Annotated in this window: 14 protein-coding genes; 10 read left to right on the top strand and 4 right to left on the bottom strand. The window is 71.1% G+C overall.

Going from position 1 to position 13,748, the window contains the following annotated elements:
• The first annotated feature begins 23 nt into the window (after nucleotides 1-23).
• Nucleotides 24-362 (top strand): hypothetical protein, encoded by a 339-nt coding sequence (locus Q0D57_RS04765; protein ID WP_291039040.1) that lies wholly within the window; start codon nucleotides 24-26, stop codon nucleotides 360-362.
• Nucleotides 363-381: 19 nt separating this feature from the next.
• On the opposite strand, the gene Q0D57_RS04770 is transcribed toward Q0D57_RS04765, so the two are convergent.
• Nucleotides 382-900 carry a putative immunity protein gene (locus tag Q0D57_RS04770; RefSeq protein ID WP_291039043.1) on the bottom strand — a complete coding sequence of 173 codons (519 nt, stop codon included), beginning with the start codon at nucleotides 898-900 and terminating at the stop codon, nucleotides 382-384.
• A 136-nt stretch (nucleotides 901-1,036) separates the two neighbouring features.
• Between Q0D57_RS04770 and Q0D57_RS04775 the strand changes: the two genes are divergently transcribed.
• The gene (locus tag Q0D57_RS04775; protein WP_291039046.1) at nucleotides 1,037-1,252 is read left to right on the top strand and encodes a hypothetical protein; all 216 of its coding nucleotides are present in this window, start codon (nucleotides 1,037-1,039) and stop codon (nucleotides 1,250-1,252) included.
• A gap of 146 nt (nucleotides 1,253-1,398) precedes the next feature.
• On the opposite strand, the gene Q0D57_RS04780 is transcribed toward Q0D57_RS04775, so the two are convergent.
• Both Q0D57_RS04780 and Q0D57_RS04785 read right to left on the bottom strand, forming a co-directional pair.
• Nucleotides 1,399-2,082: a hypothetical protein gene (locus Q0D57_RS04780; RefSeq protein WP_291039048.1), complete on the bottom strand. Its 684-nt coding sequence runs from the start codon at nucleotides 2,080-2,082 to the stop codon at nucleotides 1,399-1,401.
• Between the two features lie 143 nt (nucleotides 2,083-2,225).
• Nucleotides 2,226-2,810 (bottom strand): TetR/AcrR family transcriptional regulator, encoded by a 585-nt coding sequence (locus tag Q0D57_RS04785; protein ID WP_291039051.1) that lies wholly within the window; start codon nucleotides 2,808-2,810, stop codon nucleotides 2,226-2,228.
• Between the two features lie 170 nt (nucleotides 2,811-2,980).
• Here Q0D57_RS04785 and Q0D57_RS04790 point away from each other — a divergent pair, with 170 nt between their 5' ends.
• Nucleotides 2,981-3,802 carry an alpha/beta hydrolase gene (locus Q0D57_RS04790; protein ID WP_291039053.1) on the top strand — a complete coding sequence of 274 codons (822 nt, stop codon included), beginning with the start codon at nucleotides 2,981-2,983 and terminating at the stop codon, nucleotides 3,800-3,802.
• A gap of 72 nt (nucleotides 3,803-3,874) precedes the next feature.
• Here the strand turns inward: Q0D57_RS04790 and Q0D57_RS04795 are convergent, their stop codons facing one another.
• On the bottom strand, nucleotides 3,875-4,546 hold the full coding sequence (locus Q0D57_RS04795; RefSeq protein WP_291039055.1) for a small multidrug efflux protein: 672 nt from the start codon (nucleotides 4,544-4,546) through the stop codon (nucleotides 3,875-3,877).
• A gap of 278 nt (nucleotides 4,547-4,824) precedes the next feature.
• Between Q0D57_RS04795 and Q0D57_RS04800 the strand changes: the two genes are divergently transcribed.
• The 7 genes from Q0D57_RS04800 to Q0D57_RS04830 all read left to right on the top strand — a co-directional run bounded on the left by Q0D57_RS04800 (nucleotide 4,825) and on the right by Q0D57_RS04830 (nucleotide 13,747).
• Nucleotides 4,825-5,586 carry a MerR family transcriptional regulator gene (locus Q0D57_RS04800; protein WP_291039058.1) on the top strand — a complete coding sequence of 254 codons (762 nt, stop codon included), beginning with the start codon at nucleotides 4,825-4,827 and terminating at the stop codon, nucleotides 5,584-5,586.
• Nucleotides 5,587-6,094: 508 nt separating this feature from the next.
• Nucleotides 6,095-7,141 carry a substrate-binding domain-containing protein gene (locus Q0D57_RS04805; protein ID WP_291039061.1) on the top strand — a complete coding sequence of 349 codons (1,047 nt, stop codon included), beginning with the start codon at nucleotides 6,095-6,097 and terminating at the stop codon, nucleotides 7,139-7,141.
• Nucleotides 7,142-7,239: 98 nt separating this feature from the next.
• A complete protein-coding gene (locus tag Q0D57_RS04810; RefSeq protein ID WP_291039064.1) occupies nucleotides 7,240-8,739 on the top strand; it encodes a sugar ABC transporter ATP-binding protein in 1,500 nt (499 codons plus the stop codon).
• Between the two features lie 5 nt (nucleotides 8,740-8,744).
• Nucleotides 8,745-9,686: an ABC transporter permease gene (locus tag Q0D57_RS04815; protein WP_291039067.1), complete on the top strand. Its 942-nt coding sequence runs from the start codon at nucleotides 8,745-8,747 to the stop codon at nucleotides 9,684-9,686.
• Nucleotides 9,668-9,802, top strand: coding sequence for a hypothetical protein (locus tag Q0D57_RS04820; RefSeq protein ID WP_291039070.1), 135 nt, complete (start codon nucleotides 9,668-9,670; stop codon nucleotides 9,800-9,802). The genes Q0D57_RS04815 and Q0D57_RS04820 overlap by 19 nt, the downstream gene beginning before the upstream one ends.
• 25 nt (nucleotides 9,803-9,827) lie before the next feature.
• The gene (locus tag Q0D57_RS04825) at nucleotides 9,828-12,803 is read left to right on the top strand and encodes a DUF5107 domain-containing protein (protein WP_291039072.1); all 2,976 of its coding nucleotides are present in this window, start codon (nucleotides 9,828-9,830) and stop codon (nucleotides 12,801-12,803) included.
• Nucleotides 12,800-13,747, top strand: coding sequence for an aldose 1-epimerase family protein (locus Q0D57_RS04830; RefSeq protein WP_291039074.1), 948 nt, complete (start codon nucleotides 12,800-12,802; stop codon nucleotides 13,745-13,747). The genes Q0D57_RS04825 and Q0D57_RS04830 overlap by 4 nt, the downstream gene beginning before the upstream one ends.
• The last annotated feature ends 1 nt before the right edge of the window (nucleotide 13,748 follow it).

Below are 13,748 nucleotides of genomic sequence, written 5' to 3' on the forward strand. Positions count from 1 at the left end.
CCGGTGCCCGGAGGGAGTCGACCGTGGAGTCGTGGCTGATCGCGGTGCTCGTGGTGGTGGCGATCGTCGTCGTGGTGATCCTGGTGGCGCTCGGGATGCGGGGGCGCGGTTCTGGTGGCCGGGGCGCCGCTGACGGCGGATCGGCGGCCGTCTTCGTGAGCGGGGACTCGGCAAGCACCGGTCGGCATCACCACGACGGCAACGACGGCGGGAACGGTGGCGGCTTCGACGGCGGAGGTTCCCACGGAGGCGGCTTCGACAGCGGCGGTTCGTCCAGTGGCGGCTTCGACGGCGGCGGCTCCTCGGACGGTGGCGGTTCGTCCGGTGGCGGCGACGGCGGAGGTGGCGGCGGCGGGGACTGACCTCGTGCCGAGGCGAGCCTCAGAGAGCGGCTTGGATCGCCCGGATGTGCGCGCCGAGAACACCCGAGGCCAGGAGGCCCGCTCCGAGCGGCCCTGAGGAGTCGGTGCCGACCGCAGGCAGGCGGAGGAGTGCCTCGCGCGCGGGCGCGCTCAGCTGCTCGAGCTGCCACGAGATCTCGTCGGGTCCGTTCCCGTCGGCGGCGAGGGCGGCGGCCTTCGCGGCGTAGGCCGCGGCACCCAGGGCGTGCGCGCCCATGTGGGCGACTCCGGATGCCTGTCCGGCGGCCCAGGCAGCGGCCTTCGCTGCCGGGCTGTCGACCACCTGTGCCGCACGATTGGCCACGAACCGCCGCCGGATCTCGCCGGCCGCGTCGAGCTCGCCGCGGGAGAACGCGCGTGCCCGGGCGATCGCCTCCCGAGGCCGTGCGTCATCCGGAGCCTCCCGCTCGAACACGGGCAGCACCCTCTCAGCGCAGTCGGCGGCCCACGCGGCCACGATCCGCCGGTCGTTCTCGCTGAGCGCCTGCACGGAAGCCATGCCGCCACTGTCGCAGATCGCGCCCCGCAGCACCAACATTGAAGTGCCGCTTCACCTTCAGCTAAGAACTAAGCGCTGGACCTTACGGTTCCCGGTTGCCACGGTGGGATCACACCCACCAGACCCGGGAGCCCTCATGACCGTCTTCCTCATCCTCCTGGCAGCCCTGGCCGTCGTCTCGATCGCGGGTTCCCTCCGCCTCGTGGCAAGAGACGGCTACGCCCGAGTCCCCACCCGCACCCCGCTCCCCATCCGCACCCCGCGCCCCACCGGCACCCCGCGCCCCACCGGCACCCCGCGCCCCACCCGCACCCCGGGCCCCACCCGGCACCCCACCCCGCCCGCGACTTGACAGTACCTGCGCTCAAAAGGCCCGACTTGACACAAGATGTGCCAAGTCGGGCCTTTTGAGCGCACCTACTGTCAAGTGGATGCGCCGGGGACGCCGGAACGGCCCGTCGCGGGGGAGGCGACGGGCCGTTCGGTGGTGGAGGGGGACTACTTCGTGTTGACGGTGATCTTCGCAACACCCACGAGCAGGCCGCGCTTGACAGCGTCGGTGCCGAAGGTCTCGTTCAGCAGCCCGGCGGCGTCCTCAGACACGTGCACGGTGGTGCCCTCGAGGATGGCGGTGTCGTTCGGGCCCATCTCGAGCGGCTTCAGGGTGCCGCCCCAGAGCTCGAACAGGTAGGCCTGCTCGACTGCGACGGTGCCGTTGACGGTCACGTCGCCGTAGAGCTTGGACTCGCCGGGGTCGACGGTGAAGTTGGTGAGCTCGACGACGGTGTCGCCGGCGGTGAGGGACAGGCCGGAGCCGTCGTGCTCGATGTTGCCCTGGACGTAGGGGCGGTAGCCGGACTCGGGGTCGTAGTAGTCGACGTTGCCGCCGGTGATCGGGAACGCGAGGACCCCGTCGGTGAGGGTCGCGGTGCCCACGACTCCGGGGGTCAGGCCAAGGCCCGTGATGGCGTCGAGGAAGCCGGCGTCGACGGCGACCTGGGTGTCGACACCCGACAGTGCGGGGATCGAGGCCAGCGGCTCGGGGGTCTCGTTGGCCGAGGAGGACGACGACGCGGCCGGGCTCGAGGTGTCGCTCGAGGAGCCCATGGAGCAGGCGGCCATGGAGAAGGAGAGGAGGCCCGCGGTCGCGATGCCGATGGTGACCTTGGTGATCTTGCGCATGATGTTCGACCTTTGCTGTGGTGAGCGAGTGGTTCTTGCTGGACACAGAGGGTTCGGCACCCTGTCCCGAACCGATTGGTCGCCAGCGCGATCCGGTCGAAGATCGCACAGGTTCCGTTCAGGAACCGCTCGCCGAGCGGCCGCTATCGAGCCGGAGGAACCGTCTCGTTCCACTGCCCGAGAGCGACGATGAAGCCCCGGACGAGCCGCTCGAAACTGCGATCCACATCGGCGCTCATGGCGAACGCGCCGGCCGCCTCGAACACCACGAACCCGTGCAGCGTCGACCGGAAGGCGCGGATGGCGTCGACCGCGTCGTCGCCCTCGAGCCGGTAGGCGGTGAGCACGTCGGTGATCACCTGGATGGCGGTCGCCGACACCGTCTCGTCCTCGACGTCACCGGGGGAGGGCATCAGCATGGAGGCTTCGTAGCGCGCGGGATGCCGCCGCGCCCAGTCGCGGTACGCGTGGGACATCGCGGTGATCGCATCCGCCCCGGATCGCCCCACGGAGGCTCGGGCGAGCACGTCGCCGAGCTCCCTCTTGGCCTGCACCGAGATGTCACGGCGGAGGGAGGCGACGGAGTCGATGTGCTTGTAGAGGGAGGGCTGCCGCACACCGAGCCGCTCGGCCAGGCCCGCGAGGGTGAGCCGGCCGAGACCGACCTCGTCGGCCATGACGGCGGCCTCGCCGGCGACGCGGTCGCGGGTCAGTCCGGCCCTAGGCACGTGGTGCCTCATCACGATCATTCATGCAGCTATACAACAGTCACCCCTGGCTAGTGTCAATAGCCAATCGCGCCCCAACGGCTCTCGGATTCGTTTAAAGCTATTGACAATAGCCAAAATGGGATGCAGAGTAGCTTCTACCAGCCGCTCCCCACAGTCAGAAGGACGCCATGACCCACTACCTCACCCTCGCCGAAGGAACCATCGCCTACGACCTCACCGGTGAAGGCCCCTTGGTCGTGCTCGCCCACGGCATGGGAGACAGCCGCCACTCCTACCGCTTCGTGGTTCCGGCCCTGGTGGCCGCCGGCTACCGGGTCGCCAACGTCGACCTCCGCGGCTGCGGAGAGTCGAGCACCGGATGGGCGGGCTACAGCCGCACCGACATCGCCGGCGACCTCGTCGCGCTCGTGCAGCACCTCGGTGGCCCCGCCGTGATCGTGGGGCAGTCCATCAGCGGTGGTGCCGCGACCATCGCCGCCGCCCTCGCGCCGGAGCTGTTCGCCGGTCTGGTCGAGCTGGCACCCTTCACCCGCGCGCAGTCCGTCGACCTGGGCGGCCTCCTCCGCAACGCGAGGCACCGCAAGGGCACCGTGCAGCTCGGCAAGGTCATGATGACCGGCAGCCTCAAGGGCTGGCTCGCCTACCTCGACCTCGCGATCCCCGCGAAGCCCGCCGACTGGGCGGCCGAGCGCGCCCGCATCGAGGCGACCCTGAGCCGTCCGGAGCGCATGCAGGTGCTCAAGGCGATGACGCGCACGAGCCCCGCGGATGCCGGGGCGCAGCTCGCGAACGTGCGTTGCCCCGTGCTCGTGGTCGAGGGCGGCGTCGACCCCGACTGGGCCGATCCGAAGGCCGAGGGCGAGCGCATCCTCGCCGACCTCCCCGCGGGCCTCGGCGAGCTCGCGGTCATCCCGGCCGCCGGCCACTACCCCCACGCCGAGACCCCCGGCGAGCTCATGACGCTCGTCCTGCCCTTCCTCGCCCGGTAGCCGGCCGGCCCGGCATCCGCTCGGTCGCCGACCCAGGCATCCGCCCGCTCACCAGCCGGGGCATCCGCTCGCTCACCAGCCCAGGAGCGCGAGAGCGCCGGTGGCGGCGAGGGCGACGAGGGTGGTCCAGACCGCGATCGCGACGACCTGCCACAGGATGACCCACTGCTTGGGCACGCCGGAACCCACGAAGAACGCCGCCGTGAGCATGGTCGGCAGGGCGAGGGGAGCGAGCAGGCTCGCGCCCGGCACGCCGAACTTCACGAGCCATCGCCGGAGCCGCCGCCGGCCCTTCGTGCGCCGGCTGACCTTGCCCGTCTTCTCCGACTCCGTGCCCTCCGGGGCGTCGGCGACGAGGACGGTCGACTCCTCCTCCGCGCGAGCTGCAGCGGTGTCTGTGCCCACTGTGTCAGTGCCCGCGGTGTCGGTGCCCGCGGTGCCGGTGCCCGCCGTGGCGGTGCGCTCGGCTTCGCTCTCGCGCCGGGCGGCGGAAGCGGCGCGACGGGCGAGCACGCCCTCGCGCACCCGCGACCCCAGCAGCACCACGAGCACGACGCACAGGATGTTGCCGGCCGCGCCAGCGATCGCGGCCACCACCGGAGGGATGCCCGCGAGGATGCCGAAGGCCGTCGCGCCCTCCGCCTCGATGTAGGGAACGGCGCCGGCGAGCGCGACGATGAGCGGTTGGATGATCTCGGGCACCTGGTCGATCGCATCCTGCAGCCAGCCGTAGGGGTTGTCCATGTCTCTTCCTCCTCTTTCGAGAGGAGTCAAGACCGTGTTCCCGGCACAGGGTCAAGCGGTGGCCCGATCCACCCGACCAGGGCCACGGGCCACAGACTCTCGTCGATCACTCTCGGTGCATCGACTTGACAGAAGTCGCGCCTAAGAACGGCGACTTGGCACATCTTGTGTCAAGTCGGCGGGGCGGGCGGGTGGCCGGGCGGCGACGCGGACCTCCACGCTTGACCGTGTTCCGGGAACAGGGTCTTGAATGGGTGCTGACCGACAAGGAGCGCACGATGCCCTGGAGCACACGAGAGGTGGCGGAGCTCGCCGGCACGACCGTCAACACCGTGCGGCACTACCACCGCGCGGGCCTGCTCGAGGAGCCCGAGCGGCTCTCGAACGGCTACAAGCAGTACAGCGCGCGGCACCTCGTGCGGCTGCTGCAGATCCGGCGGCTGCGTGACATCGGCGTTCCGCTCGTGCAGATCGAGGCCGTCGGCTCCTCGGGAGGGGCGACCCCCGCGGAGGCGCTGCTCGCAATCGACGCCGACCTCGCCGCGAGCATCGAGCGACTGCAGCGGGCGCGGGCCGAGATCCGGGCCATCCTCGACGGATCGACAGCGACCGACGTTCCCGCAGGCTTCGAAGACGTCGCCTCCCGGCTCACCCCCTCCGAGCGCTCCCTCATGCTCGTCTACTCCCAGCTCTACGACGAGTCGGCGATGACCGACCTCAAGCACATGGTCGACGCCGAGCCCGAAGACACCGACGCGGAGTTCGAGGCGCTCACCGCCGACGCCGACGACGCCACCCGGCAGCGAATCGCGGAGGTCTTCGCGCCGCAGCTCGCGCAGCACCTCGCCGACTACCCCTGGCTGCTCGAGCCCACCGAGCACCTCTCCAAGAGCGCCCCGGTCACCCAGCAGGCCTTCGTCGAGACCTACCTCGAGCTCTACAACGAGGCCCAACTCGACGTCCTGGCCCGAGCCGCGGCCCTGGCCGTAGCCCTCCCGCCCGCCCCGACACCCCCTCCCTCCCCGGAGCCCCCCGCCTAACAAGCGCGGACAACGCCACCCCTCCCCGCCACCAACCCGCATCCGCCGGTGCTCCCCGTCACGTTTGGCGAACTCAGCCCCCCACCCACCGCGCCAGCCCCCAAACAGAAGCAGGCCGTGGGGTGGGTGTTCGGGTGGAGTCATAGGCATCGGGCCTGGCGGGAGACCGCGAAGCGGGCGAGGGGACTATGACTCCACCCGAACATCCACCCCACGGCCCCACGAGCAACCCCGCTGTCGAAACATCCATAAACCCCCAGCCGCCACAGCCCAAACCACCAGATCACACCGAACACCACAAGAAGCGAATCAGAGAATCATCCAGGTCATTCCATAAGATCGTCCTCCGCGCCACCCCGCAGAGCGCCGTACCGTGATGATGCAGCCAGGATGGACGCGCACGGCCTCCGATGAGGGACCGCCGGAACGCAAGACGCCCCGCTGACAGCACCAGGAACGACCCCACCGGCTCCGTTGCCGACCGATCGAAGAAGATGAGGACACGCGGATGATCACATTCACAGCCCGAAAGACCTGGAAGCGGGTGGCCGCGGCGAGCGTCGCCGCCGTCGCTCTCGTGGCGCTCAGCGCCTGCACGTCGGGGATGGAGACGGGCACGTCGTCGTCCGACTCCGCGGCGAGCGGCCCCACCGACGGACCGCTGACGATCGCGTTCCTGCAGAAGCAGGGCGACCAGCAGTACTTCATCGACGAGGCGAACGGCGCCAAGGAGGCGGCGGAGGCCGCGGGCGACGTCACGATCAACGTGGTCGACCTCGGCACCGACTCGAACAAGGCGATCTCCGAGGTCGAGGCCGCCATCGCCCAGCAGGTGGACGGCATCATCATCGTGGTGCCCGACCAGCAGATCGGCCCGCAGGTGATCCAGCTCGCCGAGGAGGCGGGCATCCCGATCATGGCCGCCGACGACACGATCGAGAACAGCGCCGGCGAGCCCGCGCCGTTCTCCGGATTCGACGGCACGTCGATGGGCGAGAAGGTGGGCGCCGAGGCGGCGCGCCTCTACACCGAGGCGGGCTGGACCGCGGCGGACACCCGCATCCTGTCGGCCTACAAGGAGGACCTCTCGGTCTGCACGCAGCGGGTCGAGGGTGCGCAGAGCGCCTTCGACGAGGCCGTGAGCGACGGCCCCGAGACGATCGACATCGGCACCGACAACTCGGCGACGGATGCGCAGGACAAGGCGGGCGCCGTCATCACGGCGAACGCGGGTGTCAAGCATTGGGTGGTCTGGGGCTGCAACGACGAGAGCGAGACCGGTGTCGTCACCGCCCTGCAGAACTCGGGTGTCCCCGCCGCCGACATCATCGGTGTCGGCCTCGGCGCGTACCTGACCTGCAAGGACTGGAAGGCCGGTCAGGAGACGGGCAACAAGGCCGCGCTGTTCATCTCGGGCATCGAGGTGGGCAAGGCCGCCGCGACCTCGATGATCGACCTGCTGCGGAACGGCACCGAGCTGCCGCCCCAGTCGATCGCGAACACCGAGATCGTCGACGCGAGCAACTGGGAAGCCGAAGGCGTCGTCTGCACCTAGCGAGACCGCGGCGGGGCGGCCCTTCACCGGCCGCCCCGCCGCACCGTCGCCCGTCGCCCATCCGGGGGCGCACTCATCGATCGACACGAGGACTGACCATGTCGCAGGACGTCGTCGCGCTGCGCGCGACGGGAATCACGAAGAACTTCGGGCCGGTGCGGGCACTCCGCGGCGTCGAGCTCGAGCTGAGGGCCGGCGAGGTCACGGCGCTGATGGGGGAGAACGGAGCGGGCAAGTCGACGCTGCTGAAGATCCTCAACGGCGACTACCGGCCCGACGGCGGTGAGCTGATCATCGACGGCAAGCCGGTGACCTTCGGCGATCCGGCCGATGCCCGCGCCGCCGGGCTCCGCGTGATCGCGCAGGAGCCCGAGATCATCGGCGCCGTCTCGGTGGCCGAGAACATCTTCGTGGGCGACCTCGGCCGGGTCGGCTACAACCGCCGGGCCCTCCTCCGCCGCACGCGGGAGGAGCTGAAGCGCTGGGGGCTCCACCGGGTCATCCGCGCCGACGCGCTCGGCTCAGAGCTCTCGCCGGCGCAGCGCCAGATCGTCGAGATCATGCGTGCGGTGGTCAGCCGCCCCCGCATCATCTGCTTCGACGAGCCGACGTCGTCGCTCGGCGACGAGGAGGTGAGCCTGCTGTTCGCGCTGATCCGCCAGCTGCAGGCGGAGGGCACGGCCATCGCGTACGTGTCGCACCGCATGGCAGAGATCTTCCAGCTCGCCGACCGCATCACGGTGCTCCGTGACGGCGGCTACGTGGGCACCGAGCTCGTGGGCGAGACCGACCACGACCGGCTCGTGCGCATGATGGTGGGCCGCGACCTCAGCCAGTTCTTCCACCGCGAGCCCGCGCCGCTCGGCGAGACCGTGCTCGAGCTGCGCGCCGTGGGCAACCAGTTCGTCGACTCGATCGACCTCACCGTGCGAGCGGGGGAGGTCGTGGGGGTCGCAGGGCTCGTCGGTGCCGGCCGCAGCGAGCTCATGAAGACCATCGCGGGCGACTACCCGGTCACCACCGGTGAGATCGTGATCTCGGGGAAGGTGCGGCGCATCCGGCAGCCCTCCGACAGCATCCGGGCCGGGATCGGCTTCGCCCCCGAGGAGCGGAAGGCCGAGGCACTGCTGCTGCAGCGGTCGGTGCGCGACAACGCGGCGCTGGTGGTGCTGCGGTCGGTCTCGCGCTGGATCTTCGTGCGCCCGCGGGCCGAGCGCGCCCTCGCTCAGGACTACATCACGAGGCTCCGCATCCGAACGCCCTCGACCGAGCAGCTGGTGGGCAACCTCTCCGGAGGCAACCAGCAGAAGGTCGTGCTGGCGCGGTGGCTCGCCACCAAGCCCCGGCTGCTGCTGCTCGACGAGCCCACCCGCGGCATCGACGTGGGGGCCAAGTCCGAGATCTACGCCATCATCGACGAGCTCGCCCACCAGGGTGTCGCCGTCGTGGTGGTCTCCAGTGAACTGCCCGAAGTGCTCGGGATCTCCGACCGCATCTACGTGATGGCCGGCGGACGGATCTCGGGCGAAGTGACCCGCGCCGAGGCCACCGAGGAGCGGATCCTCGCCCTCGCCATGGACGACGAGGTCGTCGCATGAACGCCATGACCCGAAAGGACACCCCCGTGAGCACCACCGCCACCTCCCCGAAGACCGATCCGCGGGGAGCGCCGGAGGACGACCGCATCCCGCCCCTCAAGCGCTTCGTCACCGCCATCGGCGTGCAGAACATCTCGCTCATCATCGCGATCGCGATCGTGGTCGCCATCATCGGCATCCAGAACCCGCTGTTCTTCACGGTGCCGAACCTCAAGGTCATCGGCACCGCGATCGCCATCGTGGGGCTGCTCGCCGTGGTGCAGACGATCGTCATCATCCTCGGCGCCCTCGACATCTCGGTGGGATCCATCGCGGGGCTCACCTCGGTGACCTCCGCGATGATCTTCACCTCCACGAGTTCGGCCGCCCTCGGCGTGCTCGGGGCCGTCGCCATCGGTGTCGCCTGCGGCCTCGTGAACGGCTGCATCATCGTGTTCGGACGCGTGAACCCCGTGATCGCGACCCTCGCGACGCTCGCGGCCTTCAAGGGCATCGCGCAGCTGATCTCCGACGGCCGGGCGCAGGGCTACACCGGCGCCGACCCGTTCTTCGTGTTCCTCGCCCGCGGCACCCTGCTCGGCATCCCGACCCTGATCTGGGTGCTCGTGCTCGTGGCCGTGCTCGCCCATGTCGTGCTCCGCTACACGACCATCGGCCGCAACATCTACGCGGTGGGCGGCAACAACATCGCCTCGCGGCTCGGCGGCATCAACATCAACCGCTACATCATCGGCGTCTACATGGTCACGGGTGCGGTCGCGGCCATCGCGGGCATCCTCATCACGGCCCGCACGGGCTCCGGCCAGCCGATCTCCGGATCGGAGGGGCTCGAGCTGCAGGCCATCACGGCCGCAGCCCTCGGTGGCGCCGCGCTGAAGGGCGGCAAGGGTCCATCGCCGGCACCATCCTCGCCGTCATCCTGCTCGGGGTGCTCACGAACGGCATGACCCTGCTCGGGGTGAACACGTTCTGGCAGAACATCGCCCAGGGCACGCTCCTCGTGGTCGCCGTCGTCATCCAGCAGCTGCGCTCCGGTGAGCGCCGCATCGGCATCCCCGGCTGATCCGGCCGGGCGAGGAGAGAACACCATGACCATCGACATCGCCGCCGACAGGATCGTGCTGCCGGAGGCCCCCGCCGACCTGCGGGCCGAGCTCGAGGCCGGCCACGCGATCGCCTGGAGCGAGCCGCTCTCGATCCGCACCTACGAACCGGATGCGCCGAGCGCCTACCCGATGTACCTCGACAAGCGCGTCTACCAGGGCTCGAGCGGCAAGGTCTACCCGATCCCGTTCACCGAGCAGGTCTCCGACGAGGGGCGGCCGCGCGACTGGCAGGCCGTGCACCTCGAGAACGAGTACCTGAGGCTCGTGGTGCTGCCGGAACTCGGCGGGCGCATCCACATCGGCTACGACAAGACCACCGACTACGACTTCTTCTACCGCAACAACGTGATCAAGCCGGCGCTCGTGGGCCTCGCGGGGCCCTGGATCAGCGGAGGCGTCGAGTTCAACTGGCCGCAGCACCACCGGCCGGCCACATTCCTGCCCGTCGAGACCTCGATCGAGCACGGCGACGACGGGTCGGTCACGGTCTGGTGCGCCGACCACGATCCGTTCGCGAGGATGGCGGGCCAGCACGGTGTGCGGGTGCGGCCGGGCAGCAGCGTGGTGGAGCTCGTCGTGCGGCTGCACAACCGCACGAGCGAGCGGCAGACCTTCCTCTGGTGGGCGAACGTGGCGGCTCTCGTGCACGACGACTACCAGTCGTTCTTCCCGGAGGACGTGCGCTACGTGGCCGACCACGCCCGGCGCGCCATCACGGCCTTCCCGGAGGCCGACCGCCCCTACTACGGGGTCGACTACGCCGAGCGTGCCGCCGCCGATCCTGCAGCCGAGCCCGGTGCCGACCGGATCGACTTCTACCGCAACATCCCGGTGCCGACCTCCTACATGATCGTCGACTCGCAGCAGGACTTCTTCGGCGGCTACGACCACGCCGCCGGTGCGGGCTTCGTGCACTGGGCCGAGCGACGGCTCTCGCCCGGCAAGAAGCAGTGGACCTGGGGCAACGCGCCCTTCGGCCACGCCTGGGATGCGCAGCTCACCGACGGCGACGGGCCGTACGTCGAGCTCATGGCCGGCGTCTACACCGACAACCAGCCCGACTTCAGCTGGCTGCTGCCGGGCGAGACGAAGGTGTTCAGCCAGTACTGGTACCCGATCCCCGGGATCGGTGCCGCGCATCAGGCGACTCCGGATGCGGCGGTGCACGTCGAGCGGGCGGGCGCGGCGGGTTCGGCGGGTGCTGTGGGCGCTGTCTCGAGCGCGTCCTTCGCGGTCACCTCGCCGCGCCCCAACGCGGTGCTGCGGGTGCTCGTCGACGGCACGGTCGTTGCCGAGCGCCGGGCCGACCTGGTGCCCGGCGTGCCTGCCACGATCGAGATCCCGGAGGGCGCCCTGCCGACCGCCGTCGAGCTGCTCGACGAATCCGGATCGCTGCTCGTGCGCTGGGAGCCGGACGGCACGGGCGACGAGGAGCCATGGGTGGCCGACGAGCCGAAGCGGCCGGAGGAGATCGAGACCGTCGAGGAGCTGTACCTCACGGGCCTCCACCTCAGCCAGTTCCGGCACCCCACCCGCTCGCCGCTCGACTACTGGCGGGCGGCTCTCGAGCGCGACCCCGGAGACGTGCGCACCAACCTCGCGCTCGCCGACCACCACTACCGCGCGGGCTCCTACGAGCGGGCGCTCGCGGGCGTCGAGACGGCCCTCCGGCGGCTCACCCGCCGGAACGCCAACCCGCTCGACGCCGAGGCCTACTACCTGGCGGGTCTCGCGCTCCGCCGCCTGGGCCGCGACCTCGAGGCCGAGCCACTGCTCGGCAAAGCCGGCTGGGACGGCACCTGGGCGTCGGCGGCGGGCTTCGAGCTCGCCGCGTCGCTCGCCCGACGCGGTCGCAACCGCTCGGCGCTGCGCGTGCTCGAGAGCCTCGAGGGCGTGGCGCTGCACGACAGCCGCCGCGTGGTGCTGCAGGCCATCGTGCTGCGGCGGCTGGGCCGCGAGAGCGAGGCGGAGGCGGCGCTGCGCACGGAGCTCGCGCTCGAGCCGCTCAACCCGACCGTGCGGGTGCTGCTCGGTGTGGGGGCGCCTGCCGAGGCGGGTCTCCTCCTCGACGTGGCGCTCGACCTGCGGGCGGCCGGTGCCGACGAGGCGGCTCTCGCGGTGCTGGCCGGAGTGCGCGATGCTCCCGTCACGGCGGCGGGCAACGTGGTGCCGATCGCGCACTACCTGGCCGCCGGCCTTCTCGACTCGCTCGGCCGACCGGAGGACGCGTCTCGGGAGCGCAGGCGGGCCGGCGAGGCCGACCTCACCTGGGCGTTCCCGTTCGGGCTCGACGCGCACGACGCCCTCGTCGCGTCGCTCCAGGTGCAGCCCGACGACGCGACCGCCCGGTTCCTGCTCGGCATGCTGCTCTACGCCCACGGCCGGCGGCGCGCTGCGCTCGCCGAGTGGGACCGCGCGATCGAGCTGGGGCTCACGCATCCGGTGCTGCTGCGGAACGCTGGACTCGCGGCCTACAACGTGGCGCACGACGACGCCCTCGCGTGGGCGCGGTACGAGCAGGCGGTGGCTGCGGCTCCGGATGACGCCCGGCTGCGCTACGAGCAGGATCAGCTCGCGGCCCGGCTCGGCCACTCGGCCGGGGAGCGGCTCGAGCGCATGCGGCCGGTCGAGGAGCTCGTGCTCTCGCGGGACGACTTCACGGTCGAGTACGTGGGCCTGCTCGTGGCCGACGGGGCGGCGGCGCGGGCGCAGGAGATCCTGCTGTCGCGGTCGTTCCACCCCTGGGAGGGCGGCGAGGGCCGGGTCATCCAGGCCTGGGACGACGTGCACGCCGCGCTCGGGCTGCCGCTCACGGATCCGCCTGCGAGTCTCGGCGAAGCGCGCCCGGACTACCTGGCCCCGCAGGCGGTGCGCGACGACGGGGTGACGGACTACTTCGCCACGAGCCTGCCCGAGCTGCTGCTGTTCTTCCGGGAGGAGCCGGAGCCCTCCGCGTGATCGAGCGGGGTGCCGGCGGGGTCGATCACGCGATCTCGGCGGGGGAGTACGAGGCCCGGGTGGCCTCGGTAGGGGCGTCGCTGCGCTCGCTGCGGTATCGGGGGCGCGACCTCGTGGCGCCGTTCCCGGCCGGGGAGATGCGGCCGGCCATGCGAGGGGCCGTGCTCGCGCCGTGGCCCAACCGCCTGGCCGACGGCCGCTACCGCTTCGGCGGCGAGGAGCACCAGCTGCCGCTCTCGGAGCCCGAGTTCCGCAACGCGGCGCACGGGCTCGTCGCGTGGCAGGACTTCGAGGGCACGGCGTCCGTGGCCGAGCGGCTGGTGTTGACCACGCACACCGTGCCGCAGCCCGGGTACCCGTGGCGCATCCGCCTCGACGTGGAGTTCACGCTGTCGCCCGAGGCCGGCCTCCGCCAGCGCATCGTGGCCACGAACGAGAGCGATGCGCCCGCGCCGGTGGGGCTCGGAGCGCACCCCTACCTCGCGGCGGGGCCGCTCGAGCCGTCGGCGGTCGATGGCTGGACCCTGCAGCTGCCGGCGGCGGAAGTGATGCTGGTCTCGTCCGACCGGCTGCTGCCGGTGGGTGTGGAGCCTGTCGGCACGCACGAGGGGGGTGTGCTCGACTTCCGTTCGGAGCGCCGGATCGGGGCGACTGAGTTGAACCACGCCTTCACCGCCCTGGAGCGGAACGGCGCGGGCGAGGTGGTGGTGCGCCTCGTCGACGACGACGGGAGCGGGAGCGGGGTGCAGCTGACGACCGACGCCGGCACGCCCTGGCTGCAGGTGTACTCCGCCGACGGCCTCCCGCCGGAGTCGCGCCGTCACGCGCTCGCGATCGAGCCGATGACCTGCCCGCCGGATGCCTTCAACTCGGGGTGCGACCTGCGCATCCTGGTGCCCGGAGAGAGCACCGCGCTCGAGTGGTCGGTGAAGGCGCTCGATTAGG

The sequence above is a fragment of the Herbiconiux sp. genome, from assembly GCF_023264895.1.
Lineage (GTDB): Bacteria > Actinomycetota > Actinomycetes > Actinomycetales > Microbacteriaceae > Herbiconiux.